Source organism: Streptomyces sp. NPDC104831 (assembly GCF_055583025.1).
This window is the reverse complement of record NZ_JBVJOT010000026.1, coordinates 93,526-119,441: the sequence shown is the minus strand read 5'-3', so window position 1 is coordinate 119,441 and position 25,916 is coordinate 93,526. Positions and strand designations below refer to the sequence as shown.

18 protein-coding genes and 1 pseudogene are annotated in these 25,916 nt (G+C 73.4%); 8 read left to right on the top strand and 11 right to left on the bottom strand.

The features are described from left to right. On the bottom strand, nucleotides 1–947 hold a 947-nt coding region (locus tag ACZ63H_RS19550), incomplete at its 3' end, for a maltotransferase domain-containing protein (protein ID WP_469866595.1). A gap of 334 nt (nucleotides 948–1,281) precedes the next feature. Between ACZ63H_RS19550 and ACZ63H_RS19545 the strand changes: the two genes are divergently transcribed. Beyond that, the gene (locus ACZ63H_RS19545) at nucleotides 1,282–3,900 is read left to right on the top strand and encodes a glycosyltransferase family 1 protein (protein WP_469866593.1); all 2,619 of its coding nucleotides are present in this window, start codon (nucleotides 1,282–1,284) and stop codon (nucleotides 3,898–3,900) included. Between the two features lie 157 nt (nucleotides 3,901–4,057). On the opposite strand, the gene ACZ63H_RS19540 is transcribed toward ACZ63H_RS19545, so the two are convergent. The 3 genes from ACZ63H_RS19540 to ACZ63H_RS19530 all read right to left on the bottom strand — a co-directional run bounded on the left by ACZ63H_RS19540 (nucleotide 4,058) and on the right by ACZ63H_RS19530 (nucleotide 8,612). Continuing rightward, nucleotides 4,058–4,576, bottom strand: a complete 519-nt coding sequence (locus tag ACZ63H_RS19540) for a DUF1990 domain-containing protein (RefSeq protein ID WP_469866592.1) — start codon at nucleotides 4,574–4,576, stop codon at nucleotides 4,058–4,060. A 75-nt stretch (nucleotides 4,577–4,651) separates the two neighbouring features. Beyond that, the gene (locus ACZ63H_RS19535) at nucleotides 4,652–6,304 is read right to left on the bottom strand and encodes a M4 family metallopeptidase (RefSeq protein ID WP_469866590.1); all 1,653 of its coding nucleotides are present in this window, start codon (nucleotides 6,302–6,304) and stop codon (nucleotides 4,652–4,654) included. A 250-nt stretch (nucleotides 6,305–6,554) separates the two neighbouring features. Then, complete coding sequence (locus tag ACZ63H_RS19530) at nucleotides 6,555–8,612, bottom strand: M4 family metallopeptidase (RefSeq protein ID WP_469866588.1); 2,058 nt, start codon at nucleotides 8,610–8,612, stop codon at nucleotides 6,555–6,557. A gap of 372 nt (nucleotides 8,613–8,984) precedes the next feature. Between ACZ63H_RS19530 and ACZ63H_RS19525 the strand changes: the two genes are divergently transcribed. Both ACZ63H_RS19525 and ACZ63H_RS19520 read left to right on the top strand, forming a co-directional pair. Further along, a complete protein-coding gene (locus ACZ63H_RS19525; protein WP_469866586.1) occupies nucleotides 8,985–11,252 on the top strand; it encodes an ABC transporter ATP-binding protein in 2,268 nt (755 codons plus the stop codon). Then, complete coding sequence (locus ACZ63H_RS19520) at nucleotides 11,249–13,207, top strand: ABC transporter ATP-binding protein (RefSeq protein WP_469866584.1); 1,959 nt, start codon at nucleotides 11,249–11,251, stop codon at nucleotides 13,205–13,207. The genes ACZ63H_RS19525 and ACZ63H_RS19520 overlap by 4 nt, the downstream gene beginning before the upstream one ends. A gap of 30 nt (nucleotides 13,208–13,237) precedes the next feature. Here ACZ63H_RS19520 and ACZ63H_RS19515 read toward each other — a convergent pair whose 3' ends face one another. The 5 genes and pseudogenes from ACZ63H_RS19515 to ACZ63H_RS19495 form a co-directional block, all read right to left on the bottom strand. Beyond that, nucleotides 13,238–13,798 carry a GNAT family N-acetyltransferase gene (locus tag ACZ63H_RS19515; protein WP_469866582.1) on the bottom strand — a complete coding sequence of 187 codons (561 nt, stop codon included), beginning with the start codon at nucleotides 13,796–13,798 and terminating at the stop codon, nucleotides 13,238–13,240. 24 nt (nucleotides 13,799–13,822) lie between these two features. Beyond that, entirely contained in the window at nucleotides 13,823–15,232 is a 1,410-nt protein-coding gene (locus tag ACZ63H_RS19510; protein WP_469866580.1) for a sulfatase family protein, read from the bottom strand. 97 nt (nucleotides 15,233–15,329) lie between these two features. Beyond that, nucleotides 15,330–15,425: a putative leader peptide gene (locus ACZ63H_RS19505; RefSeq protein WP_358694091.1), complete on the bottom strand. Its 96-nt coding sequence runs from the start codon at nucleotides 15,423–15,425 to the stop codon at nucleotides 15,330–15,332. Nucleotides 15,426–15,485: 60 nt separating this feature from the next. After that, entirely contained in the window at nucleotides 15,486–16,724 is a 1,239-nt protein-coding gene (locus ACZ63H_RS19500; protein ID WP_469866578.1) for a hypothetical protein, read from the bottom strand. Between the two features lie 20 nt (nucleotides 16,725–16,744). Further along, nucleotides 16,745–17,491, bottom strand: a pseudogene (locus ACZ63H_RS19495) (dolichyl-phosphate beta-glucosyltransferase); the annotation flags it as partial. A 126-nt stretch (nucleotides 17,492–17,617) separates the two neighbouring features. Here ACZ63H_RS19495 and ACZ63H_RS19490 point away from each other — a divergent pair. Then, on the top strand, nucleotides 17,618–18,121 hold the full coding sequence (locus tag ACZ63H_RS19490; protein ID WP_469866576.1) for a hypothetical protein: 504 nt from the start codon (nucleotides 17,618–17,620) through the stop codon (nucleotides 18,119–18,121). A gap of 14 nt (nucleotides 18,122–18,135) precedes the next feature. Here the strand turns inward: ACZ63H_RS19490 and ACZ63H_RS19485 are convergent, their stop codons facing one another. Continuing rightward, the gene (locus tag ACZ63H_RS19485) at nucleotides 18,136–18,642 is read right to left on the bottom strand and encodes a SigE family RNA polymerase sigma factor (RefSeq protein ID WP_467941439.1); all 507 of its coding nucleotides are present in this window, start codon (nucleotides 18,640–18,642) and stop codon (nucleotides 18,136–18,138) included. Nucleotides 18,643–19,006: 364 nt separating this feature from the next. Then, a complete protein-coding gene (gene glgX, locus ACZ63H_RS19480; RefSeq protein WP_469866574.1) occupies nucleotides 19,007–21,250 on the bottom strand; it encodes a glycogen debranching protein GlgX in 2,244 nt (747 codons plus the stop codon). Nucleotides 21,251–21,485: 235 nt separating this feature from the next. On the opposite strand from glgX, the gene ACZ63H_RS19475 reads away from it, so the two are divergent. The 4 genes from ACZ63H_RS19475 (at nucleotide 21,486) to ACZ63H_RS19460 (ending at nucleotide 25,786) form a co-directional block, all read left to right on the top strand. Next, the gene (locus ACZ63H_RS19475) at nucleotides 21,486–22,709 is read left to right on the top strand and encodes a L,D-transpeptidase (protein ID WP_469866572.1); all 1,224 of its coding nucleotides are present in this window, start codon (nucleotides 21,486–21,488) and stop codon (nucleotides 22,707–22,709) included. 177 nt (nucleotides 22,710–22,886) lie between these two features. Continuing rightward, a complete protein-coding gene (locus tag ACZ63H_RS19470; protein ID WP_469866570.1) occupies nucleotides 22,887–24,110 on the top strand; it encodes a L,D-transpeptidase in 1,224 nt (407 codons plus the stop codon). Between the two features lie 84 nt (nucleotides 24,111–24,194). After that, a complete protein-coding gene (locus ACZ63H_RS19465; RefSeq protein WP_469866568.1) occupies nucleotides 24,195–24,962 on the top strand; it encodes an enoyl-CoA hydratase/isomerase family protein in 768 nt (255 codons plus the stop codon). Nucleotides 24,963–25,177: 215 nt separating this feature from the next. Continuing rightward, nucleotides 25,178–25,786: an ATP-binding protein gene (locus ACZ63H_RS19460; protein ID WP_469866566.1), complete on the top strand. Its 609-nt coding sequence runs from the start codon at nucleotides 25,178–25,180 to the stop codon at nucleotides 25,784–25,786. Nucleotides 25,787–25,916 lie beyond the last annotated feature (130 nt).

The following is a 25,916-nucleotide window of genomic DNA, read 5'->3' as shown; positions in this document are numbered from 1 at the left end:
AGGGAGTTGTTGGGTCCTTTGCGGAAGGTGGTGCCGATGGGGTGGACGGGCGGGAGGTAGACGACGTCGAAGCCCATGTCGGCGATGGGTCCCAGTCGGCGGGCGGCGGTGCGGAAGGTGCCGTGGGGGTGTTCGGCGGTGCCCTCGGAGCGGGGGAAGAACTCGTACCAGGAGCCGTACAGGGCGCGTTCGCGCTCCACCAGCAGGGGCATCGCGTCGGAGGCGGTGACCAGTTCCCGCAGCGGATACCGCGCCAGCACCTCCTCCACCTCCGGGGCGAGGGCCGACGCGAGGCGCCAGGCGGCCGGCCGCTCGCCGTCCCGCAGGGCCGCCACCGCCTCCAGGACCGGACCGCGCCGCTCCTCGGGCATCCGGGCGGCGGCCCGCTCGTACAGCTCCGCGCCCTCCGCCAGCACCAGTTCGGTGTCGATGCCCGCGGGAATCTTGATCCGGGCGTGCTGCCGCCAGGTCGTGAGCGGGTCCGACCATGCCTCCACCGTGTAGGTCCAGCGCCCCGGTTCACCCGCGGTGACGGTGGCGCCCCAGCGGTCGGTGCCCGGGGCGAGTTCCCGCATCGGCGTCCAGGGCCCGGGCCGGCCCGCCGGGTCCCGCAGCACCACGTTCGCCGCGACCGCGTCGTGGCCCTCCCGGAAGACGGTGGCCGTGACCTCGAACGACTCCCCGGTCACCGCCTTGGCGGGCCTGCGGCCGTGCTGGACCACGGGGCGTACGTCGAGCACGGGGATGCGGCCCAAGGCGGTGGCCGGCGCGGGCCGTTCACCGGGGCCGGGCGCGGTGGCGGACCGCTCCGCGGGGCCGGGCGCGGTGGCGGACCGCTCCGCGGGCGCGGGGGCCGGTGCCGGACCCTTCCCGCCCGTGGTCTTCCTTCCTGCTGCCTTGGCCTTGCTGTTGCCGGGGGGTGATGACGAGTGGTGCCTGGCGGGCATGACCGCTCCTGTCCGCTGCAACGTGGGTATGGGCGGATGGATGTGGGGAGGTGGGTCCTGCGATGTGCTGTGGTACGCCTGTGAGGTGGATACCGGAAAGCCTTCCCCCTGGGTCCGGGTGGGCAATCCGGCACTGTGTTAACTACTCATGCGTACGTCCGCACACAAGACCGGTTCCCTCCCTTTCCGAGTGCCCGGTGACCGGCTTCTGACGCATCCCGACACCCCAGGCGGGTACGTCCCCACCGACCGCGCGGTAACCACTACCGTCGAAGTCGACGACGAGACGCACGGCTTCGTGCGGCTCACCCCGCGACGCGTCCCGAGGTGGAATGTGAAGGCGATCCGTCGGTTCACCGTCCGTCCCGTTCTCCCCGACCCCCTTCGGCCGCTGAGTGACCTGGCGCGCAATCTGCGCTGGTCCTGGCATGCGGAGACACGCGATCTGTTCCAGTCCGTCGACCCCGAGGCGTGGGCCGCGGCCGGCGGCGACCCGGTACGGCTGCTGGGCCGGGTGCGACCGGACCGGCTGACCGAACTGGCCGGGGACCGGCGGTTCCTGCGCCGGCTGACCGCCGTGGCCGACGACCTCGACGACTATCTGACCGGTGACCGCTGGTACCAGGCCCGCTCGGACGGCCTGCCCGCCGCCGTCGCCTACTTCTCCCCGGAGTTCGGCATCACGGCCGCGCTCCCGCAGTACTCCGGCGGTCTCGGCATCCTGGCCGGCGACCACCTCAAGTCGGCCAGCGACCTCGGCGTGCCCCTCATCGGCGTCGGGCTGCTCTACCGGCACGGTTACTTCCGGCAGACCCTCTCCCGGGACGGCTGGCAGCAGGAGCACTATCCGGTGCTCGACCCCAACGAACTTCCGCTCACCCAGCTGAAGGAGCCCGACTCCACCCCCGCGCACATCTCCCTCGCCCTGCCCGGTGGCAAGGCGCTGCGCGCCCGGATCTGGCTGGCGCAGGTGGGCCGGGTGCCGCTGCTGCTGCTCGACTCGGACGTGGAGGAGAACGACCTCGGCGAACGCGGGGTGACCGACCGGCTCTACGGCGGCGGCAGCGAACACCGGCTGCTCCAGGAGATGCTGCTCGGCATAGGAGGGGTGCGGGCGGTGCGGACGTACTGCCGGCTCACCGGGCACCCGGTGCCGGAGGTGTTCCACACCAACGAGGGACACGCCGGCTTCCTCGGCCTGGAGCGGATCGCCGAACTCTGCGCCCAGGGGCTGGATTTCGACGCCGCCCTGGAGGCGGTGCGGGCCGGCACGGTGTTCACCACGCACACCCCGGTCCCGGCCGGCATCGACCGCTTCGACCGGGAACTGGTCGCCCGGCACTTCGGCCCGGACGCCGAGCTGCCCGGCATCGACGTGCGGCGCGTGCTGGAACTGGGCCGGGAGAGCTACCCGGGCGGCGAGCAGAACCTCTTCAACATGGCGGTGATGGGGCTGCGCCTGGCCCAGCGCGCCAACGGGGTCTCGCTGCTGCACGGCCGGGTCAGCCGGGAGATGTTCGCGGGCCTGTGGCCGGGCTTCGACTCGGAGGAGGTGCCGATCACCTCGGTGACCAACGGCGTGCACGCGCCGACCTGGGTGGCGCCGGAGGTGCTGCGGCTGGCCACCCGGCAGGTCGGCGCCCAGCGGGCCGAGGACGCGCTGAGCGTCGGCGGCTCCGAGCGCTGGGACTCGGTCGCGGACATCCCGGACCAGGAGGTCTGGGAGCTGCGCCGCACCCTGCGCGAGCGGCTGGTGCTGGAGGTGCGCGAACGGCTGCGCGCGTCCTGGCGGCAACGCGGGGCCGGCGACGCCGAACTGGGCTGGATCGACGGCGTCCTGGACCCGGACGTCCTGACGATCGGGTTCGCGCGCCGCGTCCCGTCGTACAAGCGCCTGACGCTGATGCTCCGCGACCGCGACCGCCTCACGGAGCTGCTCCTGCACCCCGACCGCCCGGTCCAGATCGTGGTCGCGGGCAAGGCGCACCCGGCGGACGACAGCGGCAAGCGCCTGGTGCAGGAACTGGTCCGCTTCGCCGACGACCCGCGGGTCCGCCACCGCGTCGTCTTCCTCCCCGACTACGGCATGGGGATGGCGCAGAAGCTCTACCCCGGCTGCGACGTCTGGCTGAACAACCCGCTGCGCCCGCTGGAGGCCTGCGGCACGAGCGGCATGAAGGCGGCCCTGAACGGGTGCCTGAACCTCTCGGTGCTGGACGGCTGGTGGGACGAGTGGTTCCGGCCCGACTTCGGCTGGGCCATCCCGACGGCGGACGGCGCCGGCACGGACCCCGAGCACCGCGACGACGTCGAGGCGGCGGCCCTGTACGACCTGCTGGAACAGCGGATCGCGCCGCGCTTCTACGAGCGCGGGCGGGCCGGGCTGCCCGACCGCTGGATCCAGATGGTCCGCCAGACCCTCTCCCTGCTCGGCCCGAAGGTGCTGGCGGGCCGCATGGTCCGCGAGTACGTGGACCGTCTGTACGCCCCCGCGGCGCGGGCGCACCGCGCGCTGACCCCGGACACCGCCCGGGACCTCGCCGGGTGGAAGGCCCGGGTGCGGGCGGCCTGGCCCGGGGTGAGCGTGGATCACGTGGAGACGACGGCGACGACACCCACGGCGGAACTGGGGACGACGGTGGGCCTGCGGGTCCGGGTGGCCCTCCGCGAGCTGACCCCCGACGACGTGGAGGTCCAGGCGGTGTCGGGCCGGGTGGACGAACAGGACCGCATCACCGACGCCACGGTCGTCCCGCTGAAGCCGGCCGGCGCCTCGGACCTGGAGGGCCGCCTCCTCTACGAGGGCCCCCTCTCCCTGGACCGCACCGGCCCCTACGGCTACACGATCCGCATCCTCCCCGCCCACCCCCTCCTCGCCACCCCCGCGGAACTGGGCCTGCTGACCCTCCCGTCACAGGAGGTGGTGGAGGGGGCGGGGATGGTGTTGCGGTGAGGCGGAAGCGCCGCCGCCGGATGTAGAGGGAGAGCCCGGTGGGCCCGCACACCGCATCACCGGGATGTCGTGCGGGCCCCGGCTCTCCCCCTCCGTACCGGTTCCGGTGTTCGTCCCGCGCCCGTCCGCCCGGGAAGGCGTGGACCCGGGGACCGGGTCACGACTCCGCGTCTTCGCACAGGCGCTTGAGGACCGTTCCGCAGCGGCGGGCGTAGGCGTGCTGGAGGCCCCGGGTGGCCGGGCCGCCCGCTTTCGCGTACCACTTGGCGGCCCTGCTGAAGGCGGAGACCGTGAGCCAGACCGTGCCGTCGCCGGTGCGTTCGACCACGAAGGCCTCCTCGCCGCACTCGGGGTGGCCCCGGAGGGTGCCGTAGGCCCAGCCGGCGCGGCGGGGTTCCTCGGCGGTCCAGACGATGCGGCAGGGGGCCTTGACGACACCGGCCAGGGTGACCGTGACGTCGACGCCCGGGGCCGCGCGGTCGGCGGTGGCGTCGATGCCGACGCCCAGGGCGCGGTGCATCTCCCAGCTCAGGACCGCCTCGGCGGCCCGCCGGAACACCTCGTGGCCCTCGCCGAGGCGGGTGCGCACGAGCATCGGGTGGAAGCCGGGCGGGCAGAACGACAGGTCGTCGCGGGTCGCACCGACCGGCTCATAGGTGAAGGGCGCCGAGGACATGGGACACAAGGGTAGGGGCGGCACCCGGGACCTGCTGCTCCCGGGTGCCGCCCCCTGTGCCGGTGCCGGCGGGTACTAGCTGACGTTGACGGCGGTCCAGGCCGCCGCGACCGCCTTGTACTCGGCGCTGGTGGAGCCGTACAGCGCGGACGCCGCGTTCAGGGTCGCCGTGCGGGCGGCCTTGTAGTTGGTCGTCGACGTCATGTACGAGGTCAGCGCCTTGTACCAGATCTGCAGCGCCTTGGCGCGGCCGATGCCGGTGACGGCGGTGCCGTTGTAGGTCGGCGAGTTGTAGGTCACGCCGTTGATCGTCTTCGAACCGCTGCCCTCCGCGAGGAGGTAGAAGAAGTGGTTCGCGACGCCGGACGAGTAGTGGACGTCCTTGTTGCCGACCGTGGAGGACCAGTAGTCCGCCGAGCCGCCGTCCTTGCTGGGCTTGTCCATGTAGCGCAGCGGGGTGCCGTCGCCGTTGATGTCGATCTTCTCGCCGATGAGGTAGTCACCGGGGTCGGACGCGTTGTTGGCGAAGAACTCCACGCCCGTGCCGAAGATGTCGCTGGTGGCCTCGTTCAGGCCGCCGGACTCACCGGAGTAGTTGAGGCCCGCGGTGTTCGAGGTGACGCCGTGGCTCATCTCGTGGCCGGCCACGTCCAGCGAGGTCAGCGGGTCGGCGTTGCCGGAGCCGTCGCCGTAGGTCATGCAGAAGCAGCTGTCGTCCCAGAACGCGTTGACGTACGCGTTGCCGTAGTGCACGCGGGAGTAGGCCCCGACGCCGTTGTTCTTGATGCCGTTGCGGCCGAACGTGCTCTTGTAGAAGTCCCACGTCACGCCCGCGCCGTAGGCGGCGTCGGCGGCCGCCGTCTGGTCGGTCGAGGAGGTGGAGGCGGTGCCGGTGCCGAAGACGTTGGTCGAGCTGGCCACCAGGGTGCCCGTGCCGGACGTCTTGCGGGCCAGGTTGTAGGTCTTGTGGTTGCCCCGCGCGCTGTCGGTGAGCTGGTACGTCGAGCCCGACTGCACGGAGTTGAGGGTGACCGTGCCGGAGTACAGCGTCTTGCCGGTCGCGTTCTCGATGCCCTGGTACTCGTAGAGCTTCTTGCCGGTGGCCGCGTCGGTGATGACGTGCAGCTGGTTCGGGGTGCCGTCCTCCTGGAGGCCGCCGACGACCGTCTCGTAGGCGAGGACGGGCTTGCCGGAGCCGGCCCAGATGACCTTGCGGGCGCCGTCCGCGGTGGTCTTGGCGGAGCCGAGCGCCTTGGCGGCGGACACCGCCTGCTTCTCGGCCTTGGTGGCGGTGATCTGCGGCTTGAGCGAGGCCGGCTTCAGGGACGCGGAGGTCGCCTTGGTGACGCCCTGGGTCTTGCCGGACTTGGCCGTGTGGACGATCAGGTCGCCGCCGAGCACCGGCAGGCCCGCGTAGGTGCGCTCGTAGCGGGTGTGCAGGGTGCCGTCGGCGTCCTTGACGACGTCCTTGGCGACCAGCTTCTCCTGGGTGCCGAGGCCTATTCGGCGCGCGGTGTCGGCCGCACCGCTCTGGGCCTGCTGGATCAGGGAGGTGCGGGCGGCGGCGGACAGCGCGGTCGGGGCGGCGGCCAGGGGCTTGGCGCCGGGACCGGCCGGGGACTGGGCGCTGGCGCTGGTGGTCAGGCCAGTGGCGAGCAGGGCTCCGGCGGCGACCGCGGTGGCGATGGCCAGGGTGGTGCGCTTGTGACGCGCGTAGAGGGGGCTCACGCAAGCTCCTTCGTGGGGGAGTCCGGACAGCGTGGGGTCACTGGCCGGAGTGTGTGGCGTTGTGAAGTTGCTGTGCTGCTGCGGCGGGTGGAGAGAGAGTGACATCAAGGGCGCGTACATGTCAGGACCCTGAAGTGATGTTGGCCGAAAATCGACCAACCGATGAACGTTTCGGGGGTGTTAACCGGCGCCGCCCGAGGGGGCCCGACCCCCGGGCAGCGCCGTCAACATGGGCCTGACACCTCGCGTTTTACGGGAAGGTCAGCTTCCAGCCGTTGATCGTTCCCGTGTCGTAGGTGGCTTGATCCTGTACCCGCAGCTTCCAGGTGCCGTTGGCCGTCTCCGCCGAGGCGTTGACCGTGTAGGTCTCGTTGACGCCGTCGCCCGAGTCCGAGGAGCTGTAGTCCTTCAGCCGGTAGGCGGTGCCGGACGGGCCGACGAGGTCGATCACGAGGTCACCCCGCCAGGTGTGCGAGATGTCCACGGCCACCTGGAGGCCGCTCGGCGCGTTCCCGGTCCGCCCGGAGACGGCGATGTCCGAGGTCACGGCCGGCCCGTTGTCCGGGATGGACACCGGTGTGCTGCTCTCGTAGGACGTGCCGCCGCCCCCGCCGCCGCCACCGGAGCGGGCCCCGACCCCGACGCCCGCCCAGGCGTCCTGCACCGCCTTGTACTCGGCGCTGGTGGTGCCGTACAGCTCGCCGGCCGCCGCGAGGGTGCCGGTGCGGGCGCCCGCGTAGTTGGTGGTGGACGTCCACTTGGTGGTCAGCGCCCGGTACCAGATCTGCAGCGCCTTGTCCCGGCCGATGCCGGTGACCGCGAGGCCGTCCGCGGTGGGCGAGTTGTAGCTGACGCCGTTCACGACCTTGGCGCCGCTGCCCTCGCTCAGCAGGTAGAAGAAGTGGTTCGCCGGGCCGGACGAGTAGTGCACGTCCACGCCGCCGATGCCCGAGTACCAGTTGTCCTTGGACGCGCCGTCCTTGCTGGGCTTGTCCATGTAGCGCAGCGGGGTGCCGTTGCCGTTGATGTCGATCTTCTCGCCGACCAGGTAGTCCCCGACGTCGGTGGAGTTGTTGGCGTAGAACTCCACGCCCGCGGCCATGATGTCGCTGGTCGCCTCGTTCAGGCCGCCGGACTCCCCGCTGTAGGTGAGGTTCGCGGTGGCCGAGGTGACGCCGTGGCTCATCTCGTGGCCGGCGACGTCGAGCGAGGTCAGCGGCTTGGTGTTGCCGGAGCCGTCGCCGTAGGTCATGCAGAAGCAGCTGTCCGTCCAGAAGGCGTTGACGTACGCGTTGCCGTAGTGGACGCGGGAGTAGGCGCCGGCCCCGTTGTTCTTGATGCCGTTGCGGCCGAAGACGCTCTTGTAGAAGTCCCAGGTGAGCGCCGCGCCGTAGTGGGCGTCCGCGCCCGCGGTGGCCGCGTTGGAGGAGGTCCCGTTGCCCCAGGTGTCGGAGGACTGCGAGAACAGCGTGCCGGTGCCCGAGGTGCCGCGGTTGAGGTTGTACGTCTTGTGGCCGCCGCGCGCCCCGTCGGTGAGCGTGTACGTCGAGCCCGACTGGGTCGTGGTCAGCGCCACCTGCCCGCTGTACTGGGTGTTGCCCACCCCGTTCCTGACGCCCTGGTACTCGTAGAGCTTCTTGCCGGTGGCCGCGTCGGTGACGACGTGCAGCTGGTTCGGGGTGCCGTCCTCCTGGAGCCCGCCGACGACCGTCTCGTACGCCAGCACGGGCTTGCCGGTCGCCGCCCAGATCACCTTGCGGACGCTGTCCGCGGCCGGCTTGCTCCCGCCGAGCGCCTTCGCCCGCCGCACGGCCTGCTGCTCGGCGGCCGTCCTCGTCACCGCCGGGGTGAGGCCGGCGACCTTCAGCGTGGCGTCGGTGGCCCGCACCACCTCCATGGTCTTGCCGGCGGAGGCGGTGGCCACGATCAGGTCGCCGCCGAGCACCGGCAGGCCCGCGTACGTCCGCTCGTAGCGGGTGTGCAAGGTGCCGTCGGCGTCCTTCACGACGTCCTTGACGACCAGCTTCTCCCGGTCGCCCAGGCCCAGCCGGCGGGCGGTGGCGGCCTGGTCGGCGTCGGCGTGACGGATCAGCTCGGCGCGCTGCGAGGGCGTCAGCTTCACCGCCGTGTGCGCCGGGTTCGCCTTGCCGGCCCCCGGGTTCGCCGGGGCCGCGGTGGCGGCGCCGGCCTGGACGGCGGCGGCGATCAGGGCGGCGACACCGGCGAGGGCGACGGTGGCGGTGCGGCGGTGTGCCGTGGTGCGCTGTGCTGTGTGGGAGGTGCGTCCGCGAGAGGAATTGCTTCTCAACACTGACTCCTTCTGCGGGACCGCGGGTCGCGCGGCCAGGGGAGACCGGACGAGGGGTTCGGGCGTCCGGGCAGAACAGGGCGGTACGCGGAACCAGGTGCGGGTGCTCGGCCGGCCCAGGCGGGCGTGCGGAGAGCTGTGGGGTCGCTGTGAGTCGGCCTGGGAAGAGTGGCAGGAGAACTCACCGCCTGTCAGGACCGCCTCACGAACTTGGCCGGAAATGGTTCGTTGACCGGGTGTTCATGTTCGGTATGCGAACTGTTGGCGTGGGGTGTTTCCCTCCTCAGGACCCCGGTCGCGGAGCCGGCGCGGGGCGCGGTCCGGCCAAAACTCGGTGGGCGGGACCGGTGGCGGTCCGTACGCTCGCGATTGATGCCCACGACACCCTCGTCCACGACGCCCCCGCCCACGAGGCCCTCGCCCACGGCCCCCGCGCCCGCCGGACGGTCCGCCGTCCGCACCCTGTTGCGACTGTGGCCGTACGTGCGCCCCGTCCGCGCCCGGCTGTTCACCGCCGCGGCCATCGCGGTCGTCGCCTCCTGCACCGGACTGGTGATCCCGCTCGTCCTGAAGTGGCTGGTGGACGGGCCGGTCGCCGACCACGACCCGGCGGGCGTCTGGCTCGGCGCGCTCTACCTGCTGCTGCTCGGCATCGCCGAAGCGGTCCTGTTCGGCATCCGGCGCTGGCTCGTGGCCCGGCCGCTGTCGCACGTCGAGGCGGAGATGCGGGCGGGGCTGTACCGCCGGCTGCAGCGCCTGCCCGTGGCCTTCCACGACCGCTGGGCGTCCGGCCAGCTGCTCTCGCGCGCCACCACGGACCTGATGCTGCTGCGCATGTTCCTCGCCTTTCCGCTGACCTTCCTGCTGGTCAACGGCGTGACGATCCTGGTCGGCCTGGTCATCATGCTGCTGCAGGACTGGATGCTGGGCCTGGTCATCCTCGGTCCCGCCGTCCCCGTGATGTGGACCTGCGCCGTCTTCGAACGGCGGTACGCGCAGGTGGCCCGGCGCGCCCAGGACCAGGTCGGGGACCTGACGACGGTGGTCGAGGAGAGCGTGCTCGGCATCCGCGTCGTCAAGGGCTTCGGCCGCCACCGCAGCCAGGCGCGCGCGTTCGGCGAACTCGCCGGCCGGCTCCGGGGCACGGAACTGCGCAAGGCGCGGCTGCTGGCCACCATCTGGGGGGTCATCGTGACGCTGCCCGAGGTGGCCATCGGGGCGGCGCTGGTCCTCGGCGCCGTCCGCGTCGCCGACGGCCAACTGTCCGCCGGCACGCTGGTCGCCTTCCTCGGCACGGCGCTCGCGCTGCGCTGGCCCGTCGACTCCATCGGCTTCCTGCTGGCGATGAGCCAGGAGGCGGCGACGGCGACGGAACGGTACTTCGAGGTGATGGACGAGGCGCTGGAGGGGGAGTCGGAGCGGGGCGCCGAGGAGGCCGCAGGCGGCGCGGGGGGCGCGGGCGAGGCCGCGGCGAGTGCCGGGGCCGGGACCGGGGGCGGGGAAGGGAGGGGGACTCGCACCGGCGCCCGAGCAGGGGACGGCGTCGGGGCGGGGGCCGGGGGCGGGGCGAAGGGCGGTGCCGGGACCGGGGCCCCACCACGGGCCCGAGGCGGAATCGTGGCCGGAGCCGGAGCCGGAGCCGGAGCCGGAGCCGGAGCCGGGAGCGGTGGCGGAGCCGGGACCGGTGGCGGAGCGGAGCGCGAGCCCCGCACCGGCGCCCGGGCAGGGGCGGGTTCCGGGGACGGAGCCGTGGCGAGGGACGGTGCCCTGGTCGGGGCCGGGGCCGGGGCCGGGGCCGGGGCCGGGGCCGGGGTCGGGGCCGGCGATCGGGGCGCGGCCGGGGCCGGCCGCTCGCGTTCGTACGGGGCCCGGGCCGGGAGGTGTCCGGGGGACGCGGCCGGGATCCGCTTCGAGGGGGTCCGGTTCCGGTATCCCGACGCGCCGCCCGGCTCACCGCCCCTCCTCGACCGTATCGACCTGCACATACGCCCCGGCGAGTCCATGGCCCTCGTCGGCGCCACCGGAAGCGGGAAGACCACGCTCACCGCCCTCGTCCCCCGGCTGTACGAGGTCACCTCGGGCCGGATCACGCTGAACGGCGTGGACGTCACCGCCATGTCCCGCGAGGAACTGCGCTCCCGGGTCGCCGTGGCCTTCGAGGAACCCACCCTCTTCTCGGCGAGCGTCGGCGAGAACGTGCTGATGGGCGCCCCGGCCGGGGCCGGGAAGGCCGAACTCGACCGGGCCCTCGCCATCGCCCAGGCCGACTTCGCGCACGCGCTGCCCCAGGGCACGGACACCCGCGTCGGCGAACAGGGCCTCAGCCTGTCCGGCGGCCAGCGCCAGCGCCTCGCGCTGGCCCGCGCGGTGGTCGGCCGGCCCGAGTTCCTCGTCCTGGACGACCCGCTGTCCGCCCTCGACGTGCACACCGAGGCCGCCGTGGAGGCCGCGCTGCGGCAGGTCCTCGCCGACACCACCGCGCTGATCGTCGCGCACCGCCCGTCCACGGTGCTGCTCGCCGACCGGGTCGCCCTGCTCTCGGGCGGCCGGATCGCGGCCGTCGGCACCCACCAGGAACTCCTGCGCGACAACGCCGAGTACGCCCATCTGATGTCCGGGGAACAGGAGGAATCCCGTTGACCACCACGAGCCCCTCCGGCCCCGGCGTCGCCGACGACGACCGCGCCCGCTCGCAGCCCCCGAACGGCGCCGACGCCCCGGACGGCGAAGACCGTAAGGGCCACAAGGGCCACAAGGGCCACAAGGGCCACAAGGGCCACAAGGGCGACGGCAGCGACGGGGGCGGCGACCCCTTCGACCGGGACGTGCTGCCCACCCCGCCGGGCGCCACCACCGCCCTGCTGCGCTCCCTGCTCGCGCCGATGAGGTCGCGGGTCGCGCTCACCACGCTCCTCCTCCTGCTCCAGCAGGCGGCGGTGCAGACGGGCCCGCTGCTGGTGGCGTACGCCATCGACACCGCCGTACCGGCGTTCCGGCACGACCGGCACGGCCCGCTGATCGCGGTCGCCGCCGGCTATCTGCTGTGCGCCCTCGCCTCGGGCGCTTTGCAGTTCGCGTTCGTGGCGGTCTCGGCGCGGGTCAGCCAGGACGTGCTGCTGGACCTCAGGGGCCGGATCTTCCGGCACGCGCAGGCGCTGAGCGTCGACTTCCACGAGCGGTACACCTCGGGCCGGCTGATCTCCCGGTCCACCACGGACGTGGAGTCGCTGCGCGAACTCCTCGACGAGGGGCTCCAGGAGCTGGTGACCGTCATCCTGTCCTTCGTCTACATCTCGGCCATGCTGCTGTGGCTGGACCTCGGCCTCGGCGGCGTCGCGGTGGCGTCCTTCGTGCCGCTGTACCTGCTCGTCCGGCTGTACCGGCGGCGCGCGGGGCGGGTGTTCGGCGCGCGGTCCACGGCGATCGCGGCGGTGATCGTGAAGTTCGTGGAGACGATGAACGGCATCCGCCCGGTGCGCGCCTTCCGCCGGGAGGCCGCCAACGACGCCGCGTTCGCGGAACTGAACGCCCGGCACGAGCGCAGGAACGGGGACGCGCTGCTGGAGATGGCCCGCTATGTGGTCGGCTCCCGGCTGGTGGCCAACACGGCGGTCGCGGCGATCGTGCTGTGGGGCGCCCAGCGGGTGGCGTCCGGCTCGCTGGAGCTGGGCGTGCTGGCGGCGGCCGTGCTGTACCTGCGCCGGCTGTACGACCCGATCGACCGGCTCGGCATGTTCCTGAACTCCTACCAGTCGGCCGCCGCCTCCCTGGAGAAGATCGCCGGGCTGCTGGCCCAGAAGCCGACCGTGCCCGAGCCCGCCGTGCCGCGCGAACTCCCGCCGCTGAAGGGCGGCATACCCGGCCGCGAGGTGGTCTTCGACGGGGTCCGGTTCGCCTACCGCACCGGCGGCGAGGTGCTGCCCCGCTTCGACCTCACCCTGCCCGCCGGCCAGACGGTCGCGGTCGTCGGCTCCACCGGCGCGGGCAAGTCGACCCTGGCCAAGCTGCTCGCCCGGTTCTACGACCCCTCCGGTGGACGGGTGCTGCTGGACGGCGTCGACCTGCGCGAGCTGGCGACGGCGGAACTGCGGCGCGGGGTCGTCATGGTGACGCAGGAGGCGTTCCTGTTCTCCGGCACGGTCGCCGACAACATCGCCATCGGCCGGCCCGACGCCACCCGGGAGGAGATCGAGGGCGCGGCGCGGGCGATCGGCGCGCACGAGTTCATCAGCGCGCTGCCCGACGGCTACGACACCGACGTCCGCAAGCGCGGCGGCCGCATCTCCGCCGGCCAGCGCCAGCTGGTCGCCTTCGCCCGGGCGCTGCTCGCCGACCCGGCGGTGCTGATCCTGGACGAGGCGACCAGCTCGCTGGACGTGCCGGGGGAGCGGGCGGTGCAGCGGGCGATGTCGACGGTGCTGCGGGGCCGCACGGCCGTGGTGATCGCCCACCGGCTGTCCACCGTGGAGATCGCGGACCGGGTCCTGGTGATGGAACACGGCCGCGTCGTCGAGGACGGCCGCCCCGCCGACCTCGTCGCCGCCACCGGCCGCTTCGCCGACCTCCACCGCGCCTGGCGGGACAGCCTGGCATGACCGGCGGGCACCCGCACGCGCGGCCCGGGGTCAGCCCGGCGGCGGACCGTCGTGCAGGATCCGCTGGAAGAGACGGTGGTCCCGCCATTCCCCATCGATGTGCAGGTACCGCGGGGCCATGCCGATCGGCTCGAAGCCGTTCTTCCTGAGCACGCGCTGCGACGGGGCGTTGTGGAGGAGCGTGGTGGCCTCGATGCGGTGCAGGCCGATGAGGTCGCGGGCCGCACGGCAGACGCTCGCGACGCCCGCGCTGGCCAGCCCCCGGTTCTGCCGGTCGGGGGCCACCCAGTACCCCAGATAGGCGCTGCAGAAGGGCCCGAACGCCATCCCAGAGAGGGTGATCGTGCCGATGACGGCGCCGTCGCTCTCGAACACCCACGGCACCGCCCGCCGTTCCGTGAACTGCCTCAACTGCTCACGGACGCGTTCGGCCTGGCCTTCGACGGTGAAGAAGCCGTCCGGGCGGCGCGGCTCCCACGGAGCGAGATGATCCCGGTTCGCGGCGTACGCGGAACTCAGTGCCTCCGCGTCGTCGAGGCGGACGAGCCGCAACCGGACGCCGCCCGGCAGCATTTCCGGAGGAATGATCATCCGGTCACTGTAGTGCGTACGGAGTCACGACCTGGCCGGATACGGCAGCAGCCCGCGTGCGATGTCCTCCCACGCCCGCTTCAGCTCGGCCAGCAGTTCCGGGCGGTCGGGGGCCAGGTCCGCCTGTTCGCGGAGGTCGGCGGCGAGGTGGTAGAGGTGGTCGGTGCCGTCGGCGTCCTGGAAGTACTTCCAGTCGCCCCGGCGCAGCGCCCGGTTGCCGCGGACCCGCCAGAACAGGTCGCGTTCGGGGAGGCGTTCGCCGCGCAGCAGGTAGCCCGCGAGGCTGGTGCCGTCCAGGGGGTAGGCGGGGTCGGGGCGGGCGCCGCCGAGTTCCAGCAGGGTCGCGGTCCAGTCGGGGGAGTGGTTCGGCTCGTGGCTGACCTGGTGACTGTCGATCCGGGCGGGCCAGCGCAGGATGGTCGGCACCCGGATGCCGCCCTCCTGGAGCGTGGACTTCCCGCCGCTCAGCGGCCACTGGTACGACCAGCGCTCACCTCCGTTGTCGCTGGCGAACAGCACCAGCGTGTTCTCCTCCTGCCCGGAGCGGCGCAGCGCGGCCAGCACCTCGCCGACGGCCGCGTCCAGGCTCTGCACCATCTCGGTGTACTTGGCGACCGAGCCGCCGTCGCGGTGGTTGAGGGCCGCGGTGATCTGGGCCGGGGTCTTCGCGGCCCGCACCCGCGCGGCGATCTCGGCACCGGTCTCCGCGTCGCCCTCGGCCAGCCACGGCCAGTGCGGGGTGGTGAAGTTCAGGTTCAGCAGCCAGGGCCGGCGGTGCCTGCGGCCCACGTACTCGACGGCCCGCTCGGTCAGCACGGTGGTGTAGTAGCGCAGGTCGTGGTACTCGGCGTCGCCCTCGTACAGGTCGTGGGAGCCCAGCTGGCCCAGCTTGGAGAAGTACTCCAGCACCCCGCCGAAGTTGCCGAAGAACTCGTCCCAGCCGGACTTGGTCGGGCTGTAGTCGGGCAGCCAGCCGCAGTGCCACTTGCCGATGAGGGCCGTGTCGTAGCCGGCCTTCTTCAGCAGCGAGGCGAGCGTGGGGTGGCTCGGGTCCAGGCCCTGGGACCGGTCGGCCACCGGTTCGGCGAGACCGCCCTTGGTGCGGCCCGGGTAGCGGCCGGTGTAGAGGCTGAAGCGGGTCGGCGAGCAGGTCGCCGAGCCGGAGTAGGCGTCGGTGAACCGCACGCCCTGACGGGCCAGCCGGTCCAGGTTCGGGGTCTTGATGTGCGGGGCGCCGTACGCGGACAGGTCGGCCCAGCCGAGGTCGTCACCGAGGATGACCAGGATGTTGGGGCGGGACCCGGAGGCGGCGGTGCGGGCGCGGAAGGGGCGTTCGGCGGGCGCGGCCTGGGCGGGGGTCGCGGCACCGGCGACGGTGGAGACCGCGCCGCCGCCCAGCAGACCGCCGAAGACACGGCGGGATATGTCGGACATGCGGGATCCTCGGAACGGCCGTGTCCCGGCACGGGGCACGGCGAGGTGAAGGAGGGAAGGTGAAGAAGGTGAAGAAGGGGGAGGACGAGGGTGCGGGTCAGCGACACAGGGCGCTGGACTGCCGGCACAGGTCCACGTGCCGCCGCGCCACGAGCGCGATGCGCGCGCGTGTGTGTTCCGTGGCAGGCCTCATGATCACAGGACGGTGCCAGCAAGCCGCACGCGCCGTCAAGACGCTGTCCGCCAGGCGGGATCACGGCACCCCCAGCTCGAACAGGGCGTATCCGGCGTACGAGCCGGAGGCCAGCGCCGCGATCCCCAGCAGCGTGCACAGCACCGGCAGGCTCAGCCGGCGCAGCGCGACCGCGAGCGGCAGGAACAGCGGGAAGCAGGGCAGCAGATAGCGGGAGATGTTGGCGACGATCTGCTGGCTGCCCAGGACCAGCGCCAGCGTGAGGACGGTGTACAGCACCAGCACCGCCGGCGGGCGCAGCCGCAGCAGCAGCGGCAGCAGCGCACAGGCCAGCAGGATGACGCCGACCGAGATGACGTCCGCGAACGGGTAGGCGAAGAGGTAGTCGAACTTGCCCACGGGCACGGACGTGAGCACGTCCAGGGTCTGCTTGCCGTAGTCGAAGCTGTGCGCCCAGGCGCCCGACTGGAGCTTGAAGTATCCGCCCAGGTCGCCCATGCGGTTGCCGACCCACAGCAGGTAGCCGAAGAGCCCGAGCGGGGCCAGCGCCATGGCCAGCAGCGGGCGCAGCGCCCCGTCCTCCCGGCGGCGCAGGTCCAGCAGCGCGGCCACGCCGAGCGCGGCGATCAGCGCGCCGGCCGTGGGCCGGTTCAGCCCGGCCGCGAAGGTGAGCACGCCCGCGGTGAGCCAGCGGCGGGTGAGCACCGCGTGACAGGCCCAGGCGGCCAGGGCCACGTAGAGGGAGTCGGAGTAGACCGCCCACTCCACGCCCGAGCCGGGCCACACCGCCCACAGCCCGGCCGCCGCGAGCCCGGCCCGCCGGCCGCCGAACCGTTCCGCGACGGCGTAGATGCCGAGGGCGGCGGCGAAGGAGGCGACGACGGAGACCAGCAGGCCGGCGCCGTAGGAGCCGAGGCCGGTGACCGCCGAGGTCAGCCGCATCAGCGCCGGGTACAGCGGGAAGAACGCCGCCGAGTTGCCCTCCAGCGTGATCAGGCCGGTGGCGCCGGGGACCGGGACGAGCTTCGGGTCGTAGCCGTGCAGCGCGATCTGCTGGTACCACCAGCCGTCCCAGGTGGCGAGCACGTCCCAGGCGTGCGCGCCGCCGCCGAACCGGGGGTGCTTGCCCCGGTAGTCCCCGGTCGAGGACAGCAGGTACATGAACGAGCAGAAGCCGGCCAGCTTCAGCGTGCCGAACAGGGCGAGGACCGGTCCGTGGCGGCGGGCGGCCGCCCGCGCCCGGGAGCCCGGCACGGACCGCGCCTCCGGCGTGCGTATACCGGGCAGGGTCGCGGTCACCGGACCACCGGCCCCGGGCGGCGGGCCAGGGTGCGCCGCATCCGCACGATCCCGCGCAGGTCCGCCAGCGCGGTGGCGAACAGGTCCACGCTGCTGTCCGGGTCGTCGACCCAGTCCACCGGCACCTCGTGGATCCTGAGGCCCGCCCGCTCGGCGAGCACGAGCAGCTCGGTGTCGAAGAACCACTCCCCGTCCCGCACCAGGGGCAGCAGCCGCTCGGCCGTCTCGCGCCGGACCGCCTTGAACCCGCACTGCGCGTCGGAGAAGCCCACGGCGAGCGTGCAGCGCAGCAGGACGTTGTAGCAGCGGGAGATGACCTCGCGCTTGGTCCCGCGCACCACCCGCGACCCCGGCGCCAGCCGGGTGCCGATCGCCAGGTCGGAGTGGCCCGAGATCAGGGGCGCGACCAGCGGCAGCAGCGCGGCCAGTCCGGTGGACAGGTCCACGTCGAGGTACGCCAGCACGGGCGCCCGGGAACCGGACCAGGCGGCCCGGAGCGCCCGGCCCCGGCCCTTTTGCGGCAGCCGCAGCGAGGCGACCTCAGCCAGCTCGCCGGCCAGCCGGGCGGCGATGGCCGGGGTGCGGTCGGTGCTCGCGTTGTCGGCGATCGTGATCCGGAAGGGGTAGGGGAAGGTGTCCCGCAGATGCGCGTGCAGCCGCCGGACGTTGGGCTCCAGGTCCTTCTCCTCGTTGAACACCGGCACGGCCACGTCCAGGACGGGCTCGGCCGCCTCGTGGACCGCCCGCAGCGGGGCGGGCCGGGGTATGCGCCGGTGTGCCGGCGTGCCGGAGGGCGGCAGGCCGGGCCGGCTCGGTCGGATGTGCGTCACATGAATCCCGTGGGTTCTGGTCGGGTGGGGGTGCCGGGTCGGGCGGAGGGACGGGGCTAGCCGGTGGCCGTCGGCGACGGCCGGCCCGACGGTGTGGCGGAGGCGCTCACGGGTGCCGTGGCCGGGGGCGGGGTGGCGGTGGGGCGACCGGCCGCCGTGGTGGACGGCGGCCGGTGCGTGGCCGTGGCCGTGGGCGGGGCGGAGACGCTCCAGGTGCGGTCCGGCGTCGCGGAGTCCGTCGACGGCGGTGTCGTGGACGTCGGTGTCGTCGACGGCGCGGCCGGCGACCGGGTCGGCGGCTCGGACGGGGAGGCGCTCGGCGTCGGCCCCGGGCTGGAGGCCGGCCGCGGCGGGGCGGCGGGCCGGTCGTCGGTGGGGCCGTGCGGCCACAGCACCAGCGCCAGGCCCAGCCCGGCCCCCGCCAGGACGCAGCCGGCCGCCCGGCGCGCCGCGCGCGCCCGGCGCCGGGCGCGCACCCCGGCGCGCAACGCCTCCCGGTGCCGGGCCTCGAAGGGCGCCGGCTGCGGGTCCTGCCGCAGCAGCCCCGCCAGCCGCCGCTCGAAGTGATCCATGCCTCTTCCTCACCCCACCGGCTCGATGACGTCGGCCAGCAGCCGGCGCAGCCGGGCCACCCCGCGCGCGGCATGGGACCGGGCCGTGCCCACCGGGCAGCCCAGGGCCTCGGCGACCTGCCGGTCGGGCAGGTCCTGGTAGTAGCGCAGCACCACGGCGGCCCGCTGGCGCGGGGTCAGCCGGGCGAGCGCCGCCTCCAGCCGGGACCGCTCGGCGACGGTCGCCGACAGGTCCCCGGCCGCCACGGTCTCCGGCAGCTCCTCCACGGGCCGCTCGCCCCACCAGCGGCGGCGGGCCGAGCGGGCCGCGGCCCGCGCCAGCACCTTGCGCACGTAGGCCTCCGGCGCCTCGTCGGCGACCTTCGGCCACGCGAACCACAGCTTGACCAAGGACTCCTGCAGGAGGTCCTCGGCGCGGTGCCGGTCGCCCCCGGTGAGCAGACGGGCCAGATGGAACAACACCGACCAGCGGGCCGCCACGAACGCGTCGTACTCACCGGCCCTGGCCTGCTCCATCCTCACGGTCCCCGTTCTCGCCGGCTGTCTTCACCAGGAGAAAGGCCCTGGACCCCGGCCCGCGCTGCACCCCGCGGGCGTGATCCGCGTCACGTGCGGCCGTCGCGCAGGCCCCGCGCAGGCCCCGCGCAGTGTCACACAGGCCCACGACGGCCCGGACGCCCCCCATGGCGGCACGGTCGTCCGGCCCGGCCCGGGACGGGAGGCGGCAGGGCCCGGCTCGGCTCGGAGGGCCGGCGACGGCATGCCCCCGGCCCGGACACCCCGCGGCGGCACGCCCCTCCCGGCCCGCCTCGCTCCAGGCGTCCCGGAACGGCGCACCGCTCCGGCCCGGGCGTCCCGCGGGGTGCGGCACCGCCCCGGCTCAGGCCACCCGCAGCAGCAGCACCGTCCGTTCCGGCACCGTGATCCGCGTGCCCGCCCGGTGGACCGTGCCCGGCGGCACGGACTGCTCCTCGGCGGAGGTGTCCACGACCAGTTCGTAGCGCTCGGCCCACGGCGGCCCCGGCAGCACGAAGCCGGTCGGCCGCCCGCCCGCGTGCAGCACCGCGAGGAAGCTGTCGTCGACCACCGGCGCGCCCCGCTCGTCCCGGCCCGGTATGTCCCGTCCGGACAGATACATGCCGAGCGTGGCGGCGGGCGCGTACCAGTCGCCCTCGGTCATCTCCGCGCCCCGCGCGGTGAACCAGGCCAGGTCCCGCAGCCCGTCCGCGGTCTGCGCGCGGCCGGAGAAGAACGCCCGCCGGCGCAGCACCGGATGCCGGTGGCGCAGCGCGATCAGCCGCGCGGTCAGGTCGGACAGCGCCCGCCAGCCCGGCTCGGAGAGCAGCGACCAGTCCACCCAGCCGATCTCGTTGTCCTGGCAGTAGGCGTTGTTGTTGCCGTGCTGGGTGCGGCCGAACTCGTCGCCCGCCACCAGCATGGGCACGCCCGTGGACAGCAGCAGGGTGGTGAGCAGGTTGCGCAGCTGCCGGCGGCGCAGCGTCCGTACGCCCTCGTCGCCGGTCTCGCCCTCCGCCCCGCAGTTCCACGAGCGGTTGTCGTCGGTGCCGTCCCGGTTGTCCTCGCCGTTGGCCTCGTTGTGCTTGGTCCCGTACGACACCAGGTCGCGCAGGGTGAAGCCGTCGTGCGCGGTGACGAAGTTGACCGAGGCGTACGGGCGCCGGCCGCCCCAGGCGTACAGGTCGCTGGAGCCGGACAGCCGGTAGCCCATCTCCCGTACGTCGGGCAGGGCGCCGCGCCAGAAGTCCCGCACGGCGTCGCGGTAGCGGTCGTTCCACTCGGTCCACAGCGGCGGGAAGGCGCCCACCTGGTAGCCGCCGGAGCCGATGTCCCACGGCTCCGCGATCAGCTTCACCCGGCGCAGCACCGGGTCCTGGGCGATCACCGCGAGGAACGGGGAGAGCATGTCGACGTCGTGCATCGAGCGGGCCAGCGCCGCCGCCAGGTCGAAGCGGAAGCCGTCCACGCCCATCTCGGTCACCCAGTAGCGCAGCGAGTCGGTGATCAGCCGCAGCACCTGGGGCTGTACGACGTGCAGGGTGTTGCCGCAGCCGGTGTAGTCGGCGTAGCGGCGGGCGTCGCCCTGGAGCCGGTAGTAGCCGCGGTTGTCGATGCCCTTCAGGGACAGCGTCGGGCCCAGCTCGCCCGCCTCCGCGGTGTGGTTGTAGACCACGTCGAGGATGACCTCTATGCCCGCCGCGTGCAGCGCGCGCACCATCCGCTTGAACTCGCCGACCTGCCGGCCCGCCGTCCCGGAGGCGGCGTAGCCGGCGTGCGGGGCGAAGTAGCCGATGGAGTTGTAGCCCCAGTAGTTGGTGAGGCCCCGGCGCAGCAGGTGGTCCTCGTGCGCGAACTGGTGCACGGGCAGCAGCTCCACGGCCGTCACCCCCAGCCGCACCAGGTGCTCGATCGCGGCCGGGTGCGCGAGCCCGGCGTAGGTGCCGCGCAGCTCCTCGGGGATGCCCGGGTGGAGCTTGGTGAAGCCGCGCACGTGCAGTTCGTAGATCACCGAGTCGGCCCACGGCGTCTTCGGGCGGCGGTCGTCGGACCAGTCGTCGTCATCGTGCACGACGACCCCCTTCGGGACGTACGGCGCCGAGTCCCGCTCGTCGCGCACGGTGTCGGTCACCGACTGGTCCGGCCAGTCCCGCACATGCCCGTACACCTCCGGCGGCAGCGCGAACTCGCCGTCCACCGCCCGCGCGTACGGGTCGAGCAGCAGCTTGGCCGGGTTCCAGCGGGCGCCGGTCCACGGGTCCCAGCGGCCGTCGACCCGGTAGCCGTACCGCTGTCCGGGCAGCACCCCCGGCACGAAGCCGTGCCATATCTCGTGCGTCAGCTCGGTCAGCGGGATCCGGGTCTCCCGGCCGGCCTCGTCGAACAGGCACAGCCGGACCGCCTCCGCGCCGGCCGCCCACAGTGCGAAGTTGGTGCCGGCGACCCCGTCCGGGCCGGTCCGGAACCGGGCCCCCAGCGGGGTCGGCGTGCCCGGCCACACGACCGGGGCGGGCGGTAGGGGCCGCCGGGCGCCGTTAACCGCCGCCGGTTGCCCGCTCCCGGCGGCCGGCTCCCCGGCCGGTGCCCGCTGCTCGGCTGCGCTCGTCACTGTCGGCCCCTCTGCTCGGCGGCTCGTCCGAGGGGCGCGGCCGGACCGGACGGCCGGGCGCGTCTCGGCACTCCTGGCCGTCCGGCACGACTGCGCCCCGACGGCTCCGACACGGGCGCTGGAGTGCCTCCTTCCGCGGTGGCGGCTCCCCAGCGTGTCGTCCTTCCCTCTGTTCTGCCCAGCGGGTGGCTCGCACTCACGTTTCCCCGGAGCATGCCCGGTCGTTGAGCCCCGTGTGAGGCACGCAACTGGACGCGCACGGCGCGCGGGGGCCGCGCTGGCCGCCGTACTGACATGGGCGGGGCTGCTCGCGGGCTGCTCCGCGAACGGCTCGGGACCGCTGGGCATGGGCGGGGCACGGGGGGAGTCCCCGGCCCCCGAGGACGTCATCCGGGTGACCCCCGACGACGGGAGCAGGGCGGTGCGCCCGGACGAGCGGCTGCGGATCCGGCTGCCCGGCGGGCGGCTGGAGAAGGTGACCGTGGTCCGGGAACAGGACGCGCGGGCGGCGCGGGTCCCCGGGCGGATCAGCGCCGACGGGCTGACCTGGCGGCCCGAGGAGGAACGGCTGGCGCTCGCCGCCCGGTACACCGTGGACGTGGTCGCGCGGGACGACCGGGGCCGCCGCTCGGCCCGGCACACCACCTTCACCACCTACGTCCCCGGCGAACGGTTCATCGCCTACGTCACCCCGGAGAACCGCTCCACCGTCGGCACCGGCATGATCGTCTCGCTCTCCTTCAGCCGGGAGATCACCGACCGCGCCGCCGTCGAGCGCGCCGTCCGGATCACCGCCCGGCCCCCCGTCGAGATCCGCCCGCACTGGTTCGGCAAGGACCGGCTGGACTTCCGGCCCGAGCGGTACTGGAAGCCCGGCACCGAGGTCACCGTCGGCCTGGACCTGCGGGACGTCGAGGGCGCCCGGGGCGTCTGGGGCCTCCAGCAGAAGACGGTCTCCTTCACCGTCGGCCGCAGCCAGGTCTCCCTGGTCGACGCGGCCCGGCACATGATGGAGGTGCGGCGCGACGGGGCGCTGCTGGCCACCGTTCCCGTCACCGCGGGCGCCCCCAAGCACCCCAGCTACAACGGCAAGATGGTGGTGATGGACATGCTGGAGGTGACCCGCATGAACAGCCGCACGGTCGGCTTCGGCGGCGAGTACGACATCCCCGACGTCCCGCACGCCATGAAGCTCACCGACTCCGGCACCTTCCTGCACGGCAACTACTGGGCGCCGGAGGCCCCCGGGCAGGTCAACGTCAGCCACGGCTGTGTCGGCCTCAGGGACGTCAAGGGCGGCGGTTCCGACACCCCGGCGGGCTGGTTCTTCGACCGCAGCCTCGTCGGCGACGTCATCGAGATCGTGCACAGCAAGGACAAGACGGTCGCCCCGGACAACGGCCTCGGCGGCTGGAACATGGACTGGAAGGACTGGGTGGCGGGCAGCGCGGTGAAGTGACGGTCCGGTGCGGGGGGCACCGGCGGCCGAGGCGCAGGTCGTGGGCGGGAATTCGCGACGGAACGGTGACGTTCACCCCGCGCCTGGCGCGCATCCAGGCAGTTAATATGCGCGCACATGAGTGGTGGGGAGCGGGCCGGGTCATGCCTGGTCCGGCGAGGGGAGAACAACTTGAACATGCGGCCTGTACCGGGGGCGTCGGCCAGGAGGCGGCGGGGCCGTGGGGGACTGGCGGTCATAGCCGGGGCCCTGGTGCTGTCGCTCGCCGCGTGCGGCGGGGGCGGCGGCTCCGGGGCCGGTCCCGGCGAGGGGAAGGGCAAGGGGCAAGCGCGGGACGGGCAGTCCACGGCCGCGGTCAGCATCGCGCCCGAGCCCGGTGCCACCGGCGTGGACACCAGCGGCGCGCTCAAGGTCGGTGTCTCCGGGGGCAAGCTGACCGAGGTCACCGTCAAGGACGAGAAGGGCACCGAGGTCGAGGGCGCCGTCACCGGGGGCGGCGCGTCCTGGACGCCGTCGGCCCATCTGGCCGCCGGCACCAAGTACACGGTGCACGCGGTCGCCAAGGACTCCGAGGGCCGCGAGGCCGCCGAGGACTCCAGCTTCACCACGCTGACGCCGAAGAACACCTTCGTGGGCTACTTCACCCCCGAGGACGGCTCCACCGTCGGCGTCGGCATGCCGTTCTCCATACGCTTCACCCGGGGCATCACCCACCCCGGGGCCGTCGAGAAGGCCGTCCGCATCAAGACCGAGCCCGCCGTGGACGTCGAGGGCCACTGGTTCGGCAACGACCGCCTGGACTTCCGCCCCGAGAAGTACTGGAAGGCCGGCACCAAGGTCACCGTCGACCTCGACCTGGACGGCGTCGAGGGCCGCGAGGGCGTCTACGGCAAGCAGCGCAAGACCGTGAGGTTCACCATCGGCCGCAACCAGGTCTCCGTGGTGGACGCCAAGAAGCACACGATGAAGGTCACCCAGGACGGCAAGGTGGTCAAGACCATCCCGGTCACCACCGGCAAGCCCGGCTACGACACCTGGAACGGCCAGATGGTCATGAGCGAGAAGCTCACCGTCACCCGCATGAACGGCGAGACCGTCGGCTACGGCGGCGAGTACGACATCAAGGACGTCCCGCACGCCATCCGGCTGACCACCTCCGGCACCTTCCTCCACGGCAACTACTGGGGCGGCGACGCCTTCGGCAACTACAACGCCAGCCACGGCTGCGTGGGCCTGCGCGACGTGCGCGGCGGCTACGACGGCTCCGTCCCGGCGGCCTGGTTCTTCAACCACTCGATGGTCGGCGACGTGGTGGTCGTCAAGAACAGCCACGACGCCACGGTGGCCCCGGACAACGGCCTCAACGGCTGGAACATGTCCTGGGCGGAATGGAAGAAGTGAGCCCCCGCTGACAGCGTGACGGGCCCGGTGCTGTGACCTACGGCACCGGGCCCGTCCGCGTTAGTCACCGTTAACCTGAGCCTCATGACCGTCACTCTCGAAGTCGCCGAAGGCGTCGGCACCCTGCGGCTGGACCGGCCCCCGATGAACGCGCTGGACATCGCCACCCAGGACCGGCTGAAGGAACTGGCCGAGGAGGCCGGCCGCCGGGACGAGGTGCGCGCCGTGGTCCTGTACGGCGGCGAGCGGGTGTTCGCGGCCGGCGCGGACATCAAGGAGATGCAGAACATGGACCACGCCGGGATGATCCGGCGCGCCCGTGCCCTGCAGGACGCCTTCACCGCCGTGGCCCGCATCCCCAAGCCCGTCGTCGCCGCCGTCACCGGCTACGCGCTCGGCGGCGGCTGCGAACTGGCCCTGTGCGCGGACTACCGCATCGCCGCCGACAACGCGAAGCTCGGCCAGCCGGAGATCCTGCTCGGGCTGATCCCGGGCGCCGGCGGCACCCAGCGGCTGCCCCGGCTGATCGGCCCCTCCCGGGCCAAGGACCTCATCTTCACGGGCCGCCAGGTCAAGGCCGACGAGGCCCTGTCGATCGGCCTGGTGGACCGGGTCGTCCCGGCCGCCGAGGTGTACGAGCAGGCGCACGCCTGGGCCGCGCGGCTCGCCAAGGGCCCGGCGATCGCGCTGCGCGCGGCCAAGGAGGCCGTCGACACCGGGCTGGAGACCGACCTCGACACCGGGCTCGCCGTGGAACGGAACTGGTTCGCGGGCCTGTTCGCCACCGAGGACCGGGAGCGGGGCATGCGCAGTTTCGTGGAAGAGGGCCCCGGCAAGGCGAAGTTCGTCTGACGGCCGTACGACACGCGGCCGGCGGGCGGATGCGACCGTCCCGCCGGCCGGTGCGTGCCGTGGGCAATTGACGCGTTGTCTCATTCCCGGGTCCCCCGTTGGGGCGGTTTGTGGGAGCCTTGGGGCAGCCGGGGACCCGCGGCGCCGAGGGAGCCCGACGACTGCCGGAAAGTGGGTCGTCGCCGCAGGTCAGAGGGGCTCTTTCGGACCTCGTCATGCCGTCGGCATATGCCATCGGACAAGGCCGGAAGAAGGGTGCCCGGGCGGGGTATTCCTCCGGAACGCCCCCGAAGACGGCTCTGGACGGCCATCATGGGGGCATGGCGGGGCTGGAGGGCAACGAACAGCCGCGGGGACATGGCCGTGCAGCCGCGGCACGCTGGTCGCCCGCGGTCGAGGACGAACAAGCGCTCGAAGCGCTGGAACTGTTCGGCGACCCGACGGAGGCGGAGGTCCCGCTGCCCTCCCGCCCGGAATCCGCGGCCACCGCCCGCCGGCTCGCCCAGGTGGTGGTCCTGCGCACCTGGCGGCTCAGCCCCAGACTGACCGAGGACGCCGTACTGCTGGTGTCGGAACTCGTCGGCAACGCCGTACGGCACACCGGTGCCCGCGTCTTCGGCCTGCGCATGCGGCGCCGCCCCGGCTGGATCCGGGTGGAGGTCCGCGACCCCTCGCGCGGTCTGCCCTGTCTGATGCCGGTGCAGGAGACGGACGTCAGCGGTCGCGGGCTGTTCCTCGTGGACAAGCTCTCCGACCGGTGGGGCGTGGACCTGCTGCCGCGCGGCAAGACCACGTGGTTCGAGATGCGGGTCGCCGACCGCTAGCCCCGGCCCGGGACCGCCGGCCGGCCTCCCGGCGGTGTTGCCTTCCGGCGGTGTTGCCTCCCGGCTGTGTCGCCTCCCGGCTGTGCCTTCCTGGCCGTGCCGCCTTTCCGGCTGTGCCGTCCTGGCTGTG